Source organism: Halomonas sp. ALS9, from assembly GCF_001651035.1.
GTDB lineage: Bacteria > Pseudomonadota > Gammaproteobacteria > Pseudomonadales > Halomonadaceae > Vreelandella.
In genome coordinates this window covers 192,422-210,439 of record NZ_LXRG01000173.1, presented here as the reverse complement: position 1 = coordinate 210,439, position 18,018 = coordinate 192,422, and the positions used below count along the sequence as shown (strand labels likewise).

Annotated in this window: 20 protein-coding genes; 11 read left to right on the top strand and 9 right to left on the bottom strand. The window is 53.9% G+C overall.

The window, feature by feature from the left end; all coding sequences use genetic code 11:
• The first annotated feature begins 7 nt into the window (after window positions 1-7).
• The 3 genes from A6R74_RS12735 to A6R74_RS12725 are packed head-to-tail and all read left to right on the top strand — an operon-like array spanning window position 8 to window position 2,873.
• Complete coding sequence (locus A6R74_RS12735; RefSeq protein WP_064234837.1) at window positions 8-586, top strand: NnrU family protein; 579 nt, start codon at window positions 8-10, stop codon at window positions 584-586.
• Between the two features lie 44 nt (window positions 587-630).
• Window positions 631-1,821, top strand: a complete 1,191-nt coding sequence (locus tag A6R74_RS12730; protein WP_064234836.1) for a zinc-binding dehydrogenase — start codon at window positions 631-633, stop codon at window positions 1,819-1,821.
• Window positions 1,821-2,873: a proline racemase family protein gene (locus A6R74_RS12725; RefSeq protein WP_205634189.1), complete on the top strand. Its 1,053-nt coding sequence runs from the start codon at window positions 1,821-1,823 to the stop codon at window positions 2,871-2,873. Before A6R74_RS12730 ends, A6R74_RS12725 begins: the two co-directional genes overlap by 1 nt.
• 51 nt (window positions 2,874-2,924) lie before the next feature.
• Here A6R74_RS12725 and A6R74_RS12720 read toward each other — a convergent pair whose 3' ends face one another.
• The 3 genes from A6R74_RS12720 to A6R74_RS12710 form a co-directional block, all read right to left on the bottom strand.
• Window positions 2,925-3,125, bottom strand: a complete 201-nt coding sequence (locus A6R74_RS12720; protein WP_064234835.1) for a DUF1289 domain-containing protein — start codon at window positions 3,123-3,125, stop codon at window positions 2,925-2,927.
• A complete protein-coding gene (arfB, locus tag A6R74_RS12715) occupies window positions 3,125-3,541 on the bottom strand; it encodes an alternative ribosome rescue aminoacyl-tRNA hydrolase ArfB (protein WP_064234834.1) in 417 nt (138 codons plus the stop codon). Before arfB ends, A6R74_RS12720 begins: the two co-directional genes overlap by 1 nt.
• Before the next feature lie 69 nt (window positions 3,542-3,610).
• Window positions 3,611-4,558, bottom strand: coding sequence for a D-2-hydroxyacid dehydrogenase family protein (locus A6R74_RS12710; protein ID WP_064234833.1), 948 nt, complete (start codon window positions 4,556-4,558; stop codon window positions 3,611-3,613).
• Between the two features lie 108 nt (window positions 4,559-4,666).
• Here A6R74_RS12710 and A6R74_RS12705 point away from each other — a divergent pair, with 108 nt between their 5' ends.
• The 5 genes from A6R74_RS12705 to A6R74_RS12685 all read left to right on the top strand — a co-directional run bounded on the left by A6R74_RS12705 (window position 4,667) and on the right by A6R74_RS12685 (window position 10,079).
• Window positions 4,667-5,281: a flavin reductase family protein gene (locus A6R74_RS12705; protein ID WP_064234832.1), complete on the top strand. Its 615-nt coding sequence runs from the start codon at window positions 4,667-4,669 to the stop codon at window positions 5,279-5,281.
• A gap of 252 nt (window positions 5,282-5,533) precedes the next feature.
• Window positions 5,534-6,748 carry an ABC transporter substrate-binding protein gene (locus tag A6R74_RS12700; RefSeq protein WP_064234831.1) on the top strand — a complete coding sequence of 405 codons (1,215 nt, stop codon included), beginning with the start codon at window positions 5,534-5,536 and terminating at the stop codon, window positions 6,746-6,748.
• A 59-nt stretch (window positions 6,749-6,807) separates the two neighbouring features.
• Complete coding sequence (locus tag A6R74_RS12695) at window positions 6,808-8,907, top strand: methyl-accepting chemotaxis protein (protein WP_064234830.1); 2,100 nt, start codon at window positions 6,808-6,810, stop codon at window positions 8,905-8,907.
• 115 nt (window positions 8,908-9,022) lie between these two features.
• Window positions 9,023-9,592 (top strand): DJ-1/PfpI family protein, encoded by a 570-nt coding sequence (locus A6R74_RS12690; protein ID WP_064234829.1) that lies wholly within the window; start codon window positions 9,023-9,025, stop codon window positions 9,590-9,592.
• A 124-nt stretch (window positions 9,593-9,716) separates the two neighbouring features.
• On the top strand, window positions 9,717-10,079 hold the full coding sequence (locus A6R74_RS12685; RefSeq protein WP_064234828.1) for a ribbon-helix-helix domain-containing protein: 363 nt from the start codon (window positions 9,717-9,719) through the stop codon (window positions 10,077-10,079).
• 21 nt (window positions 10,080-10,100) lie between these two features.
• On the opposite strand, the gene A6R74_RS12680 is transcribed toward A6R74_RS12685, so the two are convergent.
• Entirely contained in the window at window positions 10,101-10,868 is a 768-nt protein-coding gene (locus A6R74_RS12680; RefSeq protein WP_064234827.1) for a DUF1499 domain-containing protein, read from the bottom strand.
• Window positions 10,869-11,060: 192 nt separating this feature from the next.
• Between A6R74_RS12680 and A6R74_RS12675 the strand changes: the two genes are divergently transcribed.
• On the top strand, window positions 11,061-11,420 hold the full coding sequence (locus tag A6R74_RS12675; RefSeq protein ID WP_064234826.1) for a hypothetical protein: 360 nt from the start codon (window positions 11,061-11,063) through the stop codon (window positions 11,418-11,420).
• Here the strand turns inward: A6R74_RS12675 and A6R74_RS12670 are convergent.
• Both A6R74_RS12670 and A6R74_RS12665 read right to left on the bottom strand, forming a co-directional pair.
• A complete protein-coding gene (locus A6R74_RS12670) occupies window positions 11,417-11,650 on the bottom strand; it encodes a DUF3820 family protein (protein ID WP_064234825.1) in 234 nt (77 codons plus the stop codon). The two genes, A6R74_RS12675 and A6R74_RS12670, sit on opposite strands and share 4 nt — an antisense overlap.
• 47 nt (window positions 11,651-11,697) lie before the next feature.
• Window positions 11,698-12,582 carry a LysR family transcriptional regulator gene (locus A6R74_RS12665; RefSeq protein WP_064234824.1) on the bottom strand — a complete coding sequence of 295 codons (885 nt, stop codon included), beginning with the start codon at window positions 12,580-12,582 and terminating at the stop codon, window positions 11,698-11,700.
• Window positions 12,583-12,715: 133 nt separating this feature from the next.
• Between A6R74_RS12665 and A6R74_RS12660 the strand changes: the two genes are divergently transcribed.
• Window positions 12,716-13,141 carry a VOC family protein gene (locus tag A6R74_RS12660; RefSeq protein WP_064234823.1) on the top strand — a complete coding sequence of 142 codons (426 nt, stop codon included), beginning with the start codon at window positions 12,716-12,718 and terminating at the stop codon, window positions 13,139-13,141.
• A 4-nt stretch (window positions 13,142-13,145) separates the two neighbouring features.
• Here A6R74_RS12660 and A6R74_RS12655 read toward each other — a convergent pair whose 3' ends face one another.
• Complete coding sequence (locus A6R74_RS12655; RefSeq protein WP_064234822.1) at window positions 13,146-14,039, bottom strand: AraC family transcriptional regulator; 894 nt, start codon at window positions 14,037-14,039, stop codon at window positions 13,146-13,148.
• A 247-nt stretch (window positions 14,040-14,286) separates the two neighbouring features.
• On the opposite strand from A6R74_RS12655, the gene A6R74_RS12650 reads away from it, so the two are divergent.
• Complete coding sequence (locus tag A6R74_RS12650) at window positions 14,287-15,348, top strand: NAD(P)-dependent alcohol dehydrogenase (protein ID WP_064234821.1); 1,062 nt, start codon at window positions 14,287-14,289, stop codon at window positions 15,346-15,348.
• A 155-nt stretch (window positions 15,349-15,503) separates the two neighbouring features.
• Here the strand turns inward: A6R74_RS12650 and lnt are convergent, their stop codons facing one another.
• Together lnt and A6R74_RS12640 are read right to left on the bottom strand one after the other, a co-directional pair.
• Complete coding sequence (gene lnt / locus A6R74_RS12645) at window positions 15,504-16,985, bottom strand: apolipoprotein N-acyltransferase (protein WP_064234820.1); 1,482 nt, start codon at window positions 16,983-16,985, stop codon at window positions 15,504-15,506.
• Window positions 16,986-17,049: 64 nt separating this feature from the next.
• On the bottom strand, window positions 17,050-17,949 hold the full coding sequence (locus tag A6R74_RS12640) for an HlyC/CorC family transporter (protein WP_064234819.1): 900 nt from the start codon (window positions 17,947-17,949) through the stop codon (window positions 17,050-17,052).
• Between the last annotated feature and the right edge of the window lie 69 nt (window positions 17,950-18,018).

Sequence of the window (18,018 nt, the reverse complement as noted above, 5' to 3'; positions counted from 1 at the left end):
TTGTTCCATGACCATTATGATTATCGGGCTGCTGATTTTTTTAGGCAGCCACTCTGTACGTATTTTTGCTGAAGACTGGCGTCAGCGGCAGATTGCTCAACGCGGCGAAACCACTTGGAAAGTCGCCTATTCAGCCGTATCCATCGTTGGCCTGGCCATTGCTATTTACGGTTTTGGACAGATGCGCCTCGACCCCATCTATATCTGGTATCCGCCCATGGGCATGCGTCATGCGGTGGCGCTACTGATGGTACCTGCTTTTATCATGCTGGCGGCGACGTATGTACCGGGCAACGCCATTAAAGCCAAACTTGGCCATCCGATGATGCTGGCGGTAAAAATCTGGGCGTTTGCTCACCTGCTGGCCAACGGGCGCTTGGGTGATATTATCTTTTTTGCTGCCTTTCTTATCTGGGCTATCCTGGCGTTTAAAACCGCTAAAAAGCGCAACCGTCTTACACCGTCTGCGCCGGTTAGCACCTCTAAAATGGCAACGATTGCCACCGTGCTAGTGGGCTTGATAGCGTATGTTGTGTTTGCCTTTTATCTACATACAGCGCTGATTGGCGTTCCCGTCTTTAGCTAATCTGTATTTGATAAGCCTGTCTTTATCAATCTAGGAGCCAGCCCATGGCCGAAACTTCACAGACTGTGCCGACTACTATGGCCGCTATGCTATTAACCGGGCATGGTGGTATCGAGAAGTTGGAATACCATCAGGATGTCGCCACGCCGCAGCCCAAGGCGGGCGAAGTACTGGTGCAGGTGACGGCGACGGCGAAGAACAACACTGACCGCAAAGCCCGTGAAGGGCTTTATCCCACCAAGGACAAGGGCGATGTGACTTCCTTCGCTATGGGGGGAACGCCAACCTTAACCTTCCCGCGGATTCAAGGCGCCGACGTGGCGGGACGCATAGTAGCGGTCGGCGAGGGCGTTGATGTTGAGCGCATTGGTCAGCGCGGGCTGCTGGATTTTAATATCTACGCCGACGAGCGCCGCGATATTAATCTAACCCCGGATTACTACGGACACGGGGCCGACGGTGGCTTTGCTGAATACATCGCCGTACCTGCTGATCAGTTTTATCATGTGCCCAACACAGAGCTCCACGATGCCGAACTGGCCGCAATGGGCATGTGCTCTTATCAAACCGCTTACCATATGATGACTGCCGCCAAGGTGAGCACTGGCGAGCGTGTGTTGGTCAGCGGTGCCAGCGGCGGCGTGGGCACCGCGCTGATTCAGCTGTGCCGCATTGTGGGGGCTATCCCGTATGCGGTCAGCCAGCTAGACAAAACAGAGGCGCTCAAAGCACTCGGCGCAGAAGCGGTGATTGACCGTGGCGACCTGCCGACGTTTGTTGAACGGGTGCTGGAAACGACTGGCGGCAAGCCGATTGATGTCGTGATGGACTTGGTCGGCGGTGAGATGACCAACCTGTTTATCGATACCATGATTGTCGATATGCAGGGGCGTAAGAGCTACCCGCGCCTCTCCATTGCTGGTGCCAGCGGTGGCAATCTTAGCGAAATGATGTGGACCCGTGTGTATCTGTATCAAGTGCAAATATTTGGCGTTTCCCACGGTACCCGTGAAGAGGCCGAACAGTTGGTGGCATGGATCCGCAGCGGTGAATTAAAGCCGGTGCTCCACGCTGCTTTTAAGCTGTCTGATCTGCATGACGCCGAGCGCTATTTTGTAAACCGGGGCAGCAACTACCTGGGCAAAATTGTGCTTGTTCCCGATGCCCAGTGGGCTACTCACGGTGCGCCGTTTGCCCTTGAGAATCCCTCTTCTGCTGCCCAGGAGCGCCGCTAGTGCATAAGCTTCATACCATCCAGCTAATGGATACCCATGCCGGGGGCGATGTTAGCCGTATCGTCACGGGGGGGATTGATAGTCTGCCTGGCGCCACTGTGCGCGAGCAGATGGAGTACCTACGCGATGACGCCGATGGTTTGCGCCGCCTGCTGCTTGAAGAGCCCTACGGCATTCCGGAAATGTCGGTCGACTTACTAGTGCCAGCAACCCATCCTGAGGCGGTGGCGGGTTACATCATTATGGAAGTAATGGGCTACCCCATTTACTCCGGCTCCAATACGCTGTGTACCGCCACAGCGGTGCTGGAGAGCGGTATTGTACCCAAGCAGGAGGGCATTCAGCGCTTTAAGCTGGAAGCGCCAGCGGGGCTAGTGCAAATCGAGGCCAAGGTGCATAACGGGGTGGTGGAATCAGTTACCTGTGGCGGCCTGCCCAGCTATATCGATACCTATCGCGATACGATTCAAGTACCGGGGATTGGCGACGTCACCTACTCAATTGCCTATAGCGGCGGTTTTTACGCCTTAGTTGACGCCACTGAGCTGGGCTTTAGGCTTTCCCGTGATGAAGAGCGTGCTCTCTCAGAGTGTGCTTACAAAATTGTCGAAGCAATAAAAGCGCAGCGGGGCTTTTCCCACTACACCCTGGGCGATGTAGGGCCGCTGCCGTTTTTGCACTTTATGGGCCCTGAAGAGCAGGTTGGCGAAGGTTACATACGCTCACGGTCAACGACCTACGTTCATCCTGGCGTTATTTGCCGCAGTACTACGGGCACCGGTACCTCGGCACGCTTGGCGTTGATGAACTACGAAGGACGGCTAAAACTGGGGGATAAGTTAGAGACAGTTTCGCTGCGGGAGACAGGTTTTATCGGCACCTTCATCGGCACCCACCAGGAGGGCGCTTATCAGGTAGTGGAGAACACCATTACCGGCCGCAGCTATGTGCTGGCCCACTCGGATATCGTTATCAACTGTGATGATCCGATGGTGGCCTGCGGTGAGTTACACCATATATTGCGCGATCGACATCAGCCCGAAGCCCTGTGATTAAAGACCTAGTCATTAAGACATGACCGTTAAAGACCTGACCATTAAGACTTAGCAGGTAGAAACATAGCCTTCACTTTCCAGGCGTTCCCATACCGGGGCTTTTTCGGCCTCGGTCATGCTGCCCCAGCCCGCAATTTCATCCAACGTTCGGCCACAGCCTTCGCAAACCGATGCTGTTGGCTCAATCTGGCAGATTTGCACGCAGGGCGAAAGAGGGCGTTGGGTGGGGGGTGTGGAACGTTTAGTCATTAAGATGCCGATACCTTACCGCGCAGCGATTTAATTTTACCCTTACGGGTTTTGTGATCAACGCGACGGCGCTGTGAGCCTTTGGTGGGCTTGGTGGCACGGCGTACTTTTTGCTGTTTGGTGGCACTCTGTATCAGCTCTTTTAAACGCGCCAGCGCATCCTCTTTATTCAGCTCAAGCTTGCGGTGGCTCTGGGCCTTAATGATCACCACACCTTCTTTGCTGATGCGCTGATCGGACAGCGCCATTAAGCGCTCTTTGTACAGCGGTGGTAGCGTGGAGCTAAGTATATCAAAGCGCAGGTGTACCGCTGAGGCGACTTTGTTGACGTTCTGGCCACCCGCGCCTTGGGCGCGAATCTGGCTAATATCGATCTCCCAATCAGCTAGGGTAACGTTACTGGAAATGGTGAGCATTAATGGCCTCTGTGTTACTTGTTAGCCTAATAGGCTAGCACAATTGGCATAGCGGCGGTGGTCGTAGGGTTAACTGGCTAGATTGTTGACGGGTTGCCCATCCAAATAAGCGATGAGGTTGCTAAAGGCATCACCGAAATAGAGCTCATAGCTATCCTTTTCCACATAGCCAAGGTGAGGCGTGGCGAGGAAGTTGGGTAATTCCAGCAGTGAGTTTTCGAACACTGGTTCTGCGTCGAATACGTCGACCGCAGCCTGTCCGGGACGCCCGGCTTTCAGTGCCTGCTCAAGTGCTCCTGGCGCGATTAATTGAGAACGACTGGTGTTCACCAGCAGAGATGTGGGCTTCATCTGGGAGAGGGTCTCAGCGCTGACAATACCCCGAGTGTCGTCGTTTAGGCGCAGGTGAAGGCTAAGCACATCCGCACGCTGGAACAAATCAGCCTGGCTTTTGGCTACCTCTATTCCGGCATCATCGGCGCGCTGGCGGGTGCCTTCTCGTCCCCACACCAACACTTTCATTTCAAATGCCTGACCATAGCGCGCTACCAAGCTGCCGATTTTTCCATAGCCAAAAATGCCTAGAGTGCGGCCTTTGAGACCCGTGCCTAGTGTACGTTGCCAACGGCCCGCTTTAAGGTTCTCAACTTCTGCAGGTATATGGCGCATTGCCGCAAGCACCAATCCCCAGGTTAACTCTGCCGCGGCGTAGGGCGAGCCAGTGCCCGTCATTACGGTGATGCCATGACGGCGGCAGGCCTCTATATCCACATGCGCCGCGCCGCCACCGGTTTGGCTAATGACTTTTAGGTTAGGCAAACGCTCAAGTAGAGCTGCCGTTATCGGCGTGCGTTCACGAATAAGTACGAGCGCCTCGGCCTCCTGGAAACGCGTACTCAACGCGTCTAGATCGGTAAGGGTGTCTTGATAAACCGTCACATCATAACCTTCGAGCTGTTTGAAGGCGTCCAGATGGCGCACACAATCCTGGTAATCATCGGCAATGACAATCTTCATAAAAGGGCTCCTCAAGCTGGCCGCGTCGATGATGGCAAAACACGGCGTGGTAGGCTTTGCTGTTATAGAGTGATACTAACCTGAAAAACCGTTATCAAGGAGCCATCCATGAGTGATTACCTATTAGACGAGTCGTTGCTAAGCCCTGGCGTGATTTACCGCTTGTTATCCGGCACCGTTTGCCCCCGGCCTATTGCTTGGGTGTCTACCCAGGATAAGCAGGGCAACGCAAATTTAGCGCCGTTCTCTTTCTTCAATGTAGCCAGCGTGAATCCTCCGGTGTTGGCGTTTTCCCCTCTGCTTAATGGCAGCGGAGAGCTTAAGGATACGGTGCGCAATTTAAACGAAGTGCCTGAATGCGTGGTGCATGTGGGCAGTGAAGCATTAATTGAAGCGCTGAATACCACCAGTGCCAGCTTGCCGCCCGGAGAGGATGAGTTCGTCCTGGCCGAGCTTGAAAAAGCGGTGATGTCTGGCGTTAGCGTGCCGCGGATTGCCAATGCCCCCGTGGCGTTTGGTTGCAAACTGTTCGATATGATCCGGTTTGGCGACCAGCCCTTGGCAGGCACGTTAGTGTTGGCTCAAGTCGTCTCTATCCATATCGACGATTCGCTTTGGGATGGTCGCCATGTAGATATGGATTTGCTCAAACCTGTAGGGCGCTTAGCGGGCAGTGATTACCTTCGGATTAGCGATCGTTTCGCCATTGAACGGCCCGCTTAATAACCGCTTAATTTTTTAACAGCATGATTTTTAAAATGATTCAGTATTTTTTGCCAGCTGGTGATGGATTGTTACAATTGGGCAATAACTGTTACTTTTTAATTAACGATAATTAATCTTTAGTCGTATATTCTCCTGCCGATAGTAATAAACAAAAGTTCGTTAATGTGGCGAAGGTGTGAGGGGGAACACTACTCACCTTTGCCATGCTATTTACGTGGGGAAGTGATCTAGCCAGAAAGGAGCAGATCCATGCAACGATTGGGAACTTGGTTGTTAAGAAAAACTTTATTAAAAAAGTCTGTATTAAAAAAATCTGTATTAAAAATAGCTTTATTAGCTGGGTTGTTTACGCCACTGCTGGCGCAGGCAGAACTGACCTTTGGTATTGTTGCCCCTTCCAGCGGTGGCGCTGCGCCGCTTGGGTTGGGCATGCAAAAAGGTATCGAGACCTACTTTGCCGAGGTCAATGCGGCGGGTGGGGTAAATGGCGAAACATTAGCCCTTATCACCCGCGACGATCAGTATAATCCGCTGCAAGCCGCGACTAATACCCGGCAAATCATTCAAGAAGATGAAGTTCTAGCGGCGATTGGTAATGTCGGTACTCCGACAGCTACCGTTACCATTCCAATCTACAATGAATATAAAACGCTGCTTTATGGCGCGTTTACTGGCGCGGGAGTGTTGCGCAAGTCACCGCCTGACCGCTATGTGATTAACTACCGAGCCAGCTATGTACAGGAAACCGCTGCCATGGTGGATGGGCTGCTGGAAGCAGGTGTGTTGCCCGAAGAAATAGCCTTCTTTACCCAAAACGATAGCTTTGGCGATGCGGGATATAATGGCGCCACAAAAGCGCTAACCGCCCATGGCGTCGATAATATCGCGGCGCTGGCTCACGGTCGCTTTACCCGCGGTACGCGTAATGTTCACCAGGGGCTGGCGACTATTCTGGAAGCGCCGGTGACGCCGCGGGCGATTATTATTGTCGGTACTTACGGCCCCGCTGCTGATTTTATTCGTGAGGCGAAGAATGACCTGCCCGACGCGGTATTTCTGAACGTCTCTTTTGTGGGCAGCCAAGCGCTTATGGATGAGCTTGGTGATCAGGCCGAAGGCGTCATTATTACTCAGGTAGTACCCCCATTGGATGCCGACTTACCGGCCGTAGAAGCCTACCGTGAGGCGTTGGATGCCCATTCCAGTGGTAGTGAGCCTGACTTTATCTCACTGGAAGGTTATCTGGCCGCGAAGCTCTTTGTGGAGGGTGTGAAAGCCGCCGGCGCTAATCCAGATCGTGACGCCATTGTGGATGGTTTACTCGGTTTGGGCTCGATTGATATTGGACTAGAAGAGCCGGTTAGCTTGGGGCCGAACGACCACCAAGCCAGCGATGCGGTGTGGCCCACTATCATCACAAACGGCCGTTTTGAGTCGGTGGTGTGGGCAAACCTGCTGCCCTAACGCTTACACCACTGAAGCTTACGTTATTTGTAAGACCCTGACACAAGTGAAAACAGATAATGAAAAAAACCTTAAGTATTAGAGCGATGTTGATCAGCCTGTTCTTAGCTGCCGTGCTGGGCGCCATAGTGCTGGCGGCTACGGGCTGGGTGACCAATCAACGGCTTATTGACTCGCAGCGTTATATTATCGGTGAGGTGCTACCGCTTGAAGATGCCAGCCGTGGCATGGTGCTCACTATGGGAGGGTTTGGCCAACGTCACGCGGATTTGCTTGCGGCAGAAAGCGTAACAGCCCTTGATGAGGCCACCGCTCAAAGTGAATTAGATGAACGCTTTCGCACTGCCCAGCAGGCATTGAGTGGGATTGTTGTAGCAGGAGGCCTAAGTGAACTAGATAGCCACTATCAAGCATTGCTGGAAGGCGATACAGCGCTTGAAAGGGTACGTCGTGAGGAGCTGAGTCTACAAGTACAGATGGCTGAACGGATTAGCGCTATGCAAGCGCTAGTCTCTCAAGTAATGCTAAGTGCGGAAAATATTGCCGGGCGAGCTGCCTTGTCGCAGGTACGCAGTCGCCAGGAGCAGCGCGAATTGATGGGGGCTTGGCGTGAAGATGGCATGACCACGCTACCAACCCAGTTGTTGGATAACATGTTTACTACGCAAGCAGATATCGGTCGCTTAAGCGGTAACGCGCGAATGGCGTTGGCGCAGCTATCCGATCTTGGCCGCCAGATGATGCAAACAGGCAGTGCCGATGCTCTGGTCAACCTTCGTTATAATGAAATTGCCCAACAGGTGGGACTTGCCCGCCAGTCATTAGCGGCGATCGCCGAGGCGCCCAGTACCGGAGTAGAGCAGCGCGCGCTAATTCTTGCCTTAGATGATGTCATCGTTGAGCTTGAAGGGTTGATGGTGTCCGATGACAACGCTGTGTATGAACTTCGCTTGCAACAGCTAGCGCAACATGAACTGGTGAAAGCTGCGCTCACCAGTGTGGCCCAAGCGACGAATCAAATGCGTGATGCTTTGAGTGATGTTGAAGCATATACCGTTGGGCAGGCGGATAGCGCCGCAACGCAAGCAGAGACCCTGGCCAATGCTGGTCGCACGTTACTGATTATGGTCACTTTGGCGGTTATCGCACTGCTGGCGATTTTTGGCTGGCGTACCATGGTGCGTGTGCTGGGGCCGCTAGTGGCAATGCGTCAGCAAATGGAAAGCATCAGCGGCGCCGCAGGGGAAAATGCCGACCTCTCTAAGCGTCTTGAGCTTAAGCGCAACGATGAAGTGGGCCAAACTGCTCATGCGTTTAATAATATGATGGAGACCTTTGAAGGCATGGTGGCGCAAATTCGTGAAAGCTCCGAAGCTATTGCGGCCAGCAGCCGGCAAATTGCTGCAGGTAATGAGAACCTCTCCCAGCGTACTGACCAGCAGGCGGCATCGTTGGCGGAAACGGCTTCAAGCCTTGAACAGATTACTGCCACGGTGAAACAAACCGCTGAGTACGCTGATCAGGCCAAAGACGCTAGCGGCAATGTTGATCAGCGCGCCCGTGCGGCAGGCGATGTGTCAACGCGCACGACAGCGGCGATGGGCGATATTCGCGAGGCGAGCGAAAAGATTACCTCGATCATTAAAGCCATTGACGATATTGCCTTTCAAACCAACTTACTGGCGCTCAACGCTTCTGTTGAAGCCGCGCGAGCGGGTGAACAGGGGCGTGGGTTTGCTGTGGTGGCCCAGGAAGTGCGTAAATTAGCCGGACGCAGCGCCGAAGAAGCGGCCCAAATTCGCCATTTGGTAGACGACAGTGTCGCCAAAGTGAGTGAAGGCGAGCAGCTCGTGAACGCCTCTAGTAAGCACCTGCAGGAAATCATTGATAGCCTGAGTGAGGTAACGCGTTACGTTACCGAGATTGCGGGGGCGACCCATGAGCAATCGGCTGGGATCGATCAGATCAATCAGGCAATTTCGCAGTTGGATCAGGTAACCCACCAGAATGCCCGGTTGGTGCAGGAAGCGACCACTGCCAGCCATACGCTGGATGATCGTGCCGGTGATATGCATTCACTGGTAGGGCGTTTCCGTGTCAGTGACACAGCAGGGCAGCGGCATCTAGCTCTTCCGCAGCAGCAGGAAGTTACTCAGTAGTAGGCAATTACTACCCATTGCCGGAAAGCGCTTGCTAGTCTCTCTCTACACGCCCCGCGTGTGCTCAAACACTCGATCAATAACCATAAGATCAATAAAGAAGAGGAGCACTGAGATGAGCAGCAAGCGCATTTTAATGATCACCGGCGATTTCACTGAAGATTATGAAACCATGGTGCCATTTCAGGCACTCATGGCCGTCGGACACCATGTTGACGCTGTCTGCCCCGGGAAAGCCTCGGGCGATACCGTGGCGACCGCGATCCATGACTTTGAAGGCGATCAGACCTACTCTGAAAAGCCTGGCCATCGCTTTGCCCTGAATGCCGATTTTGCCAGCATCAACCCCGCCGATTACGACGCCTTGGTGGTGCCTGGTGGACGTGCACCTGAATATCTTCGCTTGAACAAAGAGGTGCTAACCATGGTTCAGCACTTTTTTGAGACCAACAAGCCCGTGGCGGCGATTTGTCACGGCGCTCAGCTATTAGCCGCTGCCAAAGTGCTGGAAGGTCGGCAGTGTTCTGCGTATCCGGCCTGCCAACCGGAGGTAGAGCTCGCAGGTGGCCGCTTTGCCGACCTGGAAGTGACCGATGCGGTAACCGATGGCAACTTGGTTACTGCCCCGGCGTGGCCTGCCCACCCAGCCTGGCTTGCGCAGTTTATGACGCTACTGAATAAGTGAGCTTGACGCGGTAACCTAACGCCATTTGCGCCCAGTACTCGCTGGGCGCTTTTATTTGCTGTGCTAATAATTGCCGCTATGCTAATAATTCGAGTGAATACAAATACTCCGAGAGACAATGCCCATGTGTAAACTCTTTATTCAAGCCGACCCGGAGCTGTGGCGCAGTGCGACACACTCGCTGCGCATCGATGGCATGGTCACCAGTGTGCGCATGGAGAATTATTTCTGGCACATACTTGAAGAGATTGCCCAACGAGATGGAATGAACACGGCCCAAATGATTACCCGGCTTTATCATGAGTCAATAGACGCTGGGCACGATTTGGGGAACTTCACCTCTTTTTTGCGCGTTTGCGCCCTGCGTTACCAGGCGCTTCAGTTGACGGGTGATATTCCCACCCAGCACCAAGTACCTATCGCCACCCTAGACGCTGAGCAAATTTTAGCTCGTGAGGGCGGCAATGGCTGCGACCCACTGCATTAAGAAAAAGGGTTACCACTACGGTCACTTAAGTCGCGCTTCTAAAGCAGTTAAAAACTGTTTGATACGTGCCGCATTGGTGCCCACATCGCTGGCACCTAAACGTGACGCCGAGCGCATATCCACCTGCACACCGTTTTCAATCTCGGTTAAGCGAATGACCACGTCATCCTCAAAGCCAAACCAGCGCGTAGTCGCGGTGGCTTCTATATGATTGTCGGTAATTCGAGCGATGCGCCAGCCAGCCTCTTCGGCCTCAGCTTGAGCGGCAGCCAGCACCATTTGCGGGGCTTCGTCTAAGATCAATGGCTTGATATAGGGGTAGGCTGCTTGCTGTTGCTGGGCGGTGGCTTCGCCGGGGTAGTCGACGGCGTTAGGTGCGGCTTCCCGTGCGGCAGCTAAGGCTTCAAAGGCAGGCGGGTTCTGCGTGTCTGTGGTGATATCGTGAATCGCGGGCACTTGTTGGGCACGCTGCCAATGCTGCCAGGGTACGTAAAGCAGTGCTGCAGCGGCGATGATAACCAGAGTGGCCATTAATGCGGGCTTAGAACGGCGAGTCAGCATGCTAAACAGCAGCGCGACAATACTCATCGCTATCGCCCCTCCAGCGACATAGACGCCGTTGCGCAGTAAGCTAAACGCCTCGCTTAGGCTGATAAGTTCGCTACGATAAGCAGGCCCTGCACCTGCCATCATCAGTGCCGCTGCTGCTATCATCAGCATAGCCAAGCCAGCCAGCACGCTTGGCCAGCGGCTGCCTTGAGGGTCTGCCTTGGTTAGTCGCGTTACCATGTTCACTCCTTAATAAAGCGTATTTCGCTACTCTTAGTACTTCGCTACTCTTAGTACAACGTCTGCTTAGCACAGAGACTTATTCGCACAAACACTTCTCAGCAAAAACACTTCTTAGCACAAACACTTCTTAGCACAAACACTGCGTTAATGGGCAATGTGAACGTGTTAAAACCTGACGATAGGATGTATATGACCGATAACGTCGCCGCTCTCCGCCAGCTACTGCTTAGTGTTCCGCGTGAAGCCCTGCCAATGACGTATCAGCAGGTGGCGAGCGCACTGGCACTCACACCACCGCGCACCATCGCTCAAGTCACCCAGACATTAGAGCAGTTAATGCGCGAAGACGCCGCACACCATAAGCCTTTCATTGCAGCGCTGGTCGTCAGCCGCCGGGGCGACGGTTTACCTGCGGCTGGCTTTTTTGAACTGGCGGTCGCCTTAGGCCGCTTTCCTGCGGATACTGCACAGCACAAGGCGGCTTACTACGCTGAGTTTCAGCGCGCCCTAACAGAGCGTGTCAACGATGATAAAAGCGATCAGCCCTAACTTTCGCCACGTTGGCTAGGCGTTTTTCGCAGCGGATCAAGCAGCGGGCCAAGACCATTGTGGTCAATTTCGTGCATCAAATGCAGCAACTGGCCAATTTCCCCTGAGGGAAACCCTTCCCTAGCAAACCAGTTTAAATAGGGGCCGGGTAGGTCGGCGATAAGGCGGCCCTCATATTTGCCGAAGGGCATGGTGCGAGTCACTAATTTTTCCAGATCCTCTGGTTTCATGCATTGCCTCTTTAGAAATTGAACGAAACACCTTAGAACGAAACACCTTAGACGCCATTATCAGGCTGCTGGGCTATTTCGCCAATCAATTGGGCCAGCGCCCGGGCGGGTTCACTCAAGTGGCCACTGGTGGGATGAATCAGCCCTATATCGCGGTGAAACGTTCGCTCGCCTAAATCAATCGCCCGCACTCCCGCTGGCCAACGCTGCTGCGCAATCGCCTGGGGCACCAGCGCAACGCCGACGCCTTTGGCGACCAGTTTCACGATGGCCTCTAGTTCATCGACTTCGCAGACCTCGCACACGTTGCAGTGGTTGTTACGTAGGAAGCGGTCTACCTGCCGGCCACCAAAGGAAGCGCGGTCGTAGCGCACAAACGGCTGGCGAGTGATCAGCTCCCGCCACTGGTCGCCATCAATATGGCGCGGCACAATCAGCCGAAATGGCTCGTGTGCAAGGGGCGTCCAGCGCAAATCGCTATGCAGCGTAAAGGGGGGACGAATAATCACCGCCATATCCAGCTCGCCAGCGTCGACTTGATTCACCAATTCCATGGAGAGCCCAGGCACCACACGGGTGCGGCAGTCGCGATAGGTGTTATGAAAGCGCGCCAGCGCATTGGGTAGTAGCGAGCGCTGTATCGATGCAATGGCGCCAATATTAACCCTTTGTGTTGCTGGCTGGCCCGCAGTAGTTTCACCCAGCGTGCTGTAGAGGGTGAGCAGGGCGTGGGCTTGCTTTAATGTCTCTTGCCCCCGTGGGGTCAATATAGCGGCGCGCCCTTTACGCTCAAACAGGGCGATACCCAGTTCTTCCTCAAGGCGCTTCATTTGTGCGCTAACCGCCGCTTGGGTGAGGCCAATTTTGTTGCCCGCTGAGGCAAAGGTGCCTTCCTGTGCGACCGCAATCAGCGTTTTTAGCTCGCGGATCATTGATCAATCCCTTTTGTGAATCAGCCAAATAGTTATTGATTTTATTTTCCCATGCGCCGCCCTAGGATGAACACAGCGAGGCCGCATAAAGTGCCCGCGAACTTCATAAAACCCAATAATGTGGAGAATGATCATGAGCCTTTCACCCTTCCATCTGGCGATTCCTGTTTACGATGTAGCGCTGGCGAGGACGTTTTATAACGATGTGTTTGGTTTGGAAGAAGGGCGTTCCAGTGAACAGTGGGTCGACTTTAATTTTTTCGGCCACCAGTTGGTTATTCATGAGCAGCCCAAAACGCCAGGGCAAGAGAGTGCGCACACCAATCCGGTCGATGGGCATAACGTACCGGTACCGCACTTTGGCGTTATCTTAGCGTGGGACGAGTGGGAAGCCTTGGCCGAGCGCCTGAAAGCGCGGGATACACAGTTTGTGATTGAACCGTATATTCGTTTTAAAGGTGAAGTCGGCGAGCAAGCCACTATGTTCCTGCTCGACCCGTGTGGAAATGCTCTGGAGTTTAAGGCGTTTAAGGATATGAGCCAGGTCTTTGCCAAATAATAGCTCAGGCCCTTAATGCTTGCTCTTGACGGCGGTGCTGCAGCGGCGGTTCGCCAAAGTAGCGCTTATAGTCGCGGCTAAACTGAGGCACGCTGCGGTAACCTACCGCCGCAGCGGCCTGATTAACGTTGTGATTATCTTGCAACAGCAACTGCTGCGCTTTGATTAAGCGCAGCCGTTTTAAGTATTGAGCCGGGGATGAGCGGGTAATCTGCTTAAAGTGATGGTGAAACGTCGACGGACTCATATTGGCCTGGGCGGCCAACTGTTCCACGCTAAAGTCGTCGGCAAAATGTCGGTGTAGCTTAGATAGCACCTGCACGATGCGTGAATAGTTTCCATGTCCCATTACCAGCGCCCGTAAAGCGGGGCCCTGTGCGCCCTTTAGCGCTTCAAACACCACATCGCGAATGCGTGCTGTGCCCATGGTGCTACACTCCACCGCTTCATTTAGCGTGCGCGCCAAGCGCAGTACGGCCTCCTGCATGCCTTCTGTCATCGCCACCGAGGCCATCGGCAACGGTGCCTGGGCGTGTCCACCGTTATCACCCATCGCCGTTACCATCTCGCTTAAAAGTGCGGGATCCAGGCGTACCGATATGCCCAGCAATGGCGCTTCCGGTGAGCCATAGGTTTCGCACTCAAAGGGCAGTGGTAGCGTTTGGACTAAGTAGTGGCCGGGGTCGTAATAGATTTCGCGATCACCGAGATAGCCCATTTTGCGCCCCTGGGCAATGATGGTCAGGCTCGGCTCGTAGAGGAGCGGCGTACGCACCTGGTGGCGGCTTAAGCAGAGTAACGAGACGCCGTCTAGCGGGGTGCCATTGATGCCGTCGCTTTTAATCAGTGGCGCAATAACGGCAGCCAGCGCATTGCCAGCCTGGGCGGAAGAGGCCATGGTTGTTTCTCTCTGGTTTCTGGTGGCTTTTGTATAATCATAACGATTTATGGCTTTTTTTTGTTATTTTATTACGTGGTATCGGAGTAATGGGCAAAAATGACGTAGCTTCGTTCATCGCTATCCGCATGGATTAGGCCAATACTGTCGACATGCCTCGCACGCGGGGAAATATTGCTGACATTGAAAGCTGATTTTTAAGTCAGCCTTTTAACGTCTAGTTTTGAAGACATATGGAGCCCTACCGATGAGCCAAGCATTATCCTATGCGGCATTTGCTAACGATAAGCCTTTAGCACCGTTTACGTTTGATCGTCGTCAGCCACGTCCGGATGACGTAGCGATCGAAATTCTCTACTGCGGCGTCTGTCACAGCGATCTGCACTTTGCCCGCAATGACTGGGGCATGAGCCAATATCCCGTGGTTCCCGGCCATGAAATTGTCGGCCGTGTGACCTCCGTTGGCGATAAAGTCTCTCGTTTTAAAGCCGGTGACTTGGTGGGCGTAGGTTGCATGGTGGATTCGTGCCGTACCTGCGCGGCCTGTAAAGACGGCGTAGAGCAGTACTGTCTGGAAGGTTTCACCATGACCTACGGCAGCGAAGACCGCCAAGATGGCACCATGACCCAGGGGGGCTACTCTGACTCTATCGTGGTGAGCGAGCACTTTGTGCTGCAAATGCCCGATGGCATCGATTTAGCCTCAGCAGCGCCGATTCTGTGTGCCGGTGTGACGACCTATTCACCGCTTAAGCATCACGGCGTAGGTAAAGGCCATAAAGTCGGTGTGATTGGTATGGGCGGCTTAGGCCATATGGGCGTTAAACTGGCGAAAGCACTGGGCGCTGAGGTAACGGTTTTCACCCGCTCCGACGCCAAAGTTGACGAAGCGAAGCGTAACGGTGCTGATCACGTCGTCGTTTCCAGCGATCAGGCGCAGATGGATGCCGTGGCGGAAACCTTCGACTTCATGCTCGACACCGTGCCTGTACAGCACGATCTTAACCCATACTTAACGTCGCTTAAGTATGACGGTACGCATATTATTGTTGGCCTACTGGAGCCCATTGAGCCTGCTATTGAAGCCTTTAATCTGGTTTTTAAGCGTCGTGTGGTTGCCGGTTCGTTGATTGGCGGCATTGCTGAAACCGAAGAGCTGCTCCAACTGTGTGCCGATCAGGGCATTACTTGCGATATTGAAATGCTCGATATCAATAAGATTAATGAGGGCTTTGAGCGGATGGAAAAAGGCGACGTTCGCTATCGCTTTGTGATCGATATGGCGACGCTGAAAAATAGCGCCGCTTAAATCGCCGAATAGCCTGCCTGGTAAAGGCAAGCGTGTTTGGCTGAGCATTGAGTAAAATTAATGGCCCGCGTCCTACCTATGACGTGGGCCATTTTTTAGGCAGATTTCCTAGGCGTCGCGATTCTAGGCACTGTCTTCCTAGAATCGCGGCTTTATCAGCTTCGCGCTTGGCGGGTGCCTCGCGTGGCCACTACGCCCGGTATTAGCATCAGTCCTGCCAGCAACCAAGCAGGCCAACTACCCAAACGGGTGAACGGTGTCAGGCCCTGCATCGCATAGAACTCGCCGGTAAGCGTTGTGGTTTCAAACTGTGGCGCGCGTTCAACAATTTGCCCATTAGGGTCGATAATCGCAGTAATACCGTTACTGGTAGCGCGCACCACATAGCGACCGTTTTCTAACGCACGCAGCCGTGCCATCTGAAGATGCTGGTGGGGGCCGATTGAAGCGCCAAACCAGGTGTCGTTAGAGACCGTCATGATGACTCCGCTATCTTGGGCACGGCGGGCGACCAACTGCGGGTAAATAATCTCATAACAGATCGCGTTGCCAATAGAAATCCCGGCGGCCTGCATCGGTGTTTGCTCTGTTTCACCTTTGGTAAACGTCGACATTGGTAAATCGAAAAAATTAATGGCCCCACGTAGCACGCTCTCCAGCGGTAGGTACTCGCCAAAGGGCACCAGGTGCTCTTTCTGGTAGTTGCCTTCTACGTCGCCTACGCCAATGACACTATTGAAATAGCGTTCTTGTTCGTCGCGCTGAACGATGCCGGTGAGCAGGGCGACGTCACGCGGCAGGTTAGCTTGCACCCGCTCTAACACCGGGCGGGCCTGGATCTCCATCATCGGTAGAGCAGTCTCTGGCCAGATGATCAGATCGACCTGGTCGGCGACTTCCCGGGTGAGTTCGCTATAGGTATTGGCGGCTTCACGTTGGCCTTCTGGCGTCCACTTTGACAGCTGAGGCAGGTTGCCCTGCAGCAAGGCGACACGGGTGGGTTCACTGGCTGGCGTGGTCCACTGCTGCGGCAATGCCAGTGGGATTAACCAAATAGCCGCGAGAGGAGCAAGAGCCCACCATCGGCGGCGAAGCAACAACTCAGCGCCAAGCGCACCACTCAGTGCGACCAATAAAGAGAGTAGGTAGACGCCGCCAACGGGCGCCCAGGCGGCTAGTGGTGAGTCGACATAGCCTGAGCCCAGCAGCAGCCAGGGAAAGCCGGTAAACAGGTAGGTGCGCAGCACCTCGCCCAGTACCCAGGCACCGGCAAAACTGACAAACGCCAGCCGGGCAGAGGTGAAACGCCGATATAGCCAGAAGGTGCCGGCAAAAAACAACGCCAGAACCGTGACGAACAACGCGGTAAGAAATACCGCCAGCGGTACGCCGGTATAGCCATAGTCATGGATAGAGATATACACCCAGGAAGTGCCGCTGGCGAATAGCGCCACGCCGTACAGCCACCCTTTCAGGGCCGCCTGGGCGGGAGTTAAGGTGTGCAGGCCAACATACAGCAAACCAATCGCCACCGGGCCTAGCCACCAAAGCTCAAAAGGGGAAGCCGTTAGGGTGGTGAAACCGCCCGCCACCAGGGCGGCAAGCAGCTGTAACAAAAACGCGGGGGGTAAACCCATAGCGATAACCTATCGTCGGTAAAGTACGAGAGAGTGGGGTAGCGAGCAGCGTGACGGCTTGTGACTAGGCTGGCTTGTTCTCCTGGTCATCATCCTCTTCGTCATCACGGCGGGTGTCGCGGTAGGCTTCGAGCAGACGAATGCGCCGAGTGTCGGCATTGAGAATTATAAACCGCCAGCCGCCAAGCACGGTGTGTTCACCGCGCCGAGGGAGATGGCCGAACTGCTGCATTACCAGGCCGCCAACGGTATCAAACTCTTCGTCAGAGAACTCGGTATCAAAGCGTTCATTGAAGTCTTCGATAGGGGTTAGTGCGCGAATGGCAAAGCGGCCATTTTCAATCTCGCGGATATCGTCCTCTTCATCGGTATCATGCTCATCTTCGATATCGCCGACGATCTGTTCAAGAATATCTTCAATGGTAATAATACCAGCGGTACCGCCGTATTCATCCACCACGACCGCCATATGATTATGGGTGTCACGAAACTCTTTGAGCAGGCTGTTAAGCCGTTTAGATTCGGGGATAAACATCGCTGGGCGCAAAATGTCATCAAGCTTGAAGGCGTCACGCTGAGCCTGGGTTTGCGAGAGCAGTGGTAGCAGGTCTTTGACCAGCAGAATACCTTTAATATCATCCAGGTTTTCGCCAATGACCGGGTAGCGAGAGTGGCCGGTTTCCTGAATCAACGGTAGGTAACCATCGGTGGTTTGATCCAGGGCAATGGCCGATACCTGGGAGCGGGGGATGAGTACTTCACGAACTTGCTGGTCGCTGATTTCTAGCGCGCCTTCGATGATCATGATGGCGTCTTGATCCAGCTTTAATTTCCCTGCGGTATGGCGTAAAAACGTCATCAGCTCATCTCGCGAGCTGGGTTCGTCATTATCTCCGGAAAGGGCGCCAAAGAGTTTCTCGAGCCAGGATTTTTGATTAGGGTTGCTCGATCGGTCTTCGCTCATGCGTCAATTCTCTCGTTTGCGGGCAGACAAGTAGCTGTTTTATCACTGAAGCGGGGGATAGTACCAGAT

What these genes read in the sequence shown, in the direction of transcription:
- A6R74_RS12655 (WP_064234822.1), bottom strand. Translation starts at nt 14,039, where the DNA reads ATGGCCTCTTCCGCCCAGGCTGGCAATGCGCTGGCTGCCGTTATTGCG.
- A6R74_RS12720 (WP_064234835.1), bottom strand. Translation starts at nt 3,125, where the DNA reads ATGACTAAACGTTCCACACCCCCCACCCAACGCCCTCTTTCGCCCTGC.
- A6R74_RS12695 (WP_064234830.1), top strand. Translation starts at nt 6,808, where the DNA reads ATGAAAAAAACCTTAAGTATTAGAGCGATGTTGATCAGCCTGTTCTTA.
- A6R74_RS12675 (WP_064234826.1), top strand. Translation starts at nt 11,061, where the DNA reads ATGACCGATAACGTCGCCGCTCTCCGCCAGCTACTGCTTAGTGTTCCG.
- A6R74_RS12705 (WP_064234832.1), top strand. Translation starts at nt 4,667, where the DNA reads ATGAGTGATTACCTATTAGACGAGTCGTTGCTAAGCCCTGGCGTGATT.
- A6R74_RS12640 (WP_064234819.1), bottom strand. Translation starts at nt 17,949, where the DNA reads ATGAGCGAAGACCGATCGAGCAACCCTAATCAAAAATCCTGGCTCGAG.
- A6R74_RS12685 (WP_064234828.1), top strand. Translation starts at nt 9,717, where the DNA reads ATGTGTAAACTCTTTATTCAAGCCGACCCGGAGCTGTGGCGCAGTGCG.
- A6R74_RS12670 (WP_064234825.1), bottom strand. Translation starts at nt 11,650, where the DNA reads ATGAAACCAGAGGATCTGGAAAAATTAGTGACTCGCACCATGCCCTTC.
- A6R74_RS12650 (WP_064234821.1), top strand. Translation starts at nt 14,287, where the DNA reads ATGAGCCAAGCATTATCCTATGCGGCATTTGCTAACGATAAGCCTTTA.
- A6R74_RS12680 (WP_064234827.1), bottom strand. Translation starts at nt 10,868, where the DNA reads ATGGTAACGCGACTAACCAAGGCAGACCCTCAAGGCAGCCGCTGGCCA.
- A6R74_RS12665 (WP_064234824.1), bottom strand. Translation starts at nt 12,582, where the DNA reads ATGATCCGCGAGCTAAAAACGCTGATTGCGGTCGCACAGGAAGGCACC.
- A6R74_RS12690 (WP_064234829.1), top strand. Translation starts at nt 9,023, where the DNA reads ATGAGCAGCAAGCGCATTTTAATGATCACCGGCGATTTCACTGAAGAT.
- A6R74_RS12735 (WP_064234837.1), top strand. Translation starts at nt 8, where the DNA reads ATGACCATTATGATTATCGGGCTGCTGATTTTTTTAGGCAGCCACTCT.
- A6R74_RS12660 (WP_064234823.1), top strand. Translation starts at nt 12,716, where the DNA reads ATGAGCCTTTCACCCTTCCATCTGGCGATTCCTGTTTACGATGTAGCG.
- A6R74_RS12700 (WP_064234831.1), top strand. Translation starts at nt 5,534, where the DNA reads ATGCAACGATTGGGAACTTGGTTGTTAAGAAAAACTTTATTAAAAAAG.
- A6R74_RS12730 (WP_064234836.1), top strand. Translation starts at nt 631, where the DNA reads ATGGCCGAAACTTCACAGACTGTGCCGACTACTATGGCCGCTATGCTA.
- A6R74_RS12710 (WP_064234833.1), bottom strand. Translation starts at nt 4,558, where the DNA reads ATGAAGATTGTCATTGCCGATGATTACCAGGATTGTGTGCGCCATCTG.
- lnt (WP_064234820.1), bottom strand. Translation starts at nt 16,985, where the DNA reads ATGGGTTTACCCCCCGCGTTTTTGTTACAGCTGCTTGCCGCCCTGGTG.
- arfB (WP_064234834.1), bottom strand. Translation starts at nt 3,541, where the DNA reads ATGCTCACCATTTCCAGTAACGTTACCCTAGCTGATTGGGAGATCGAT.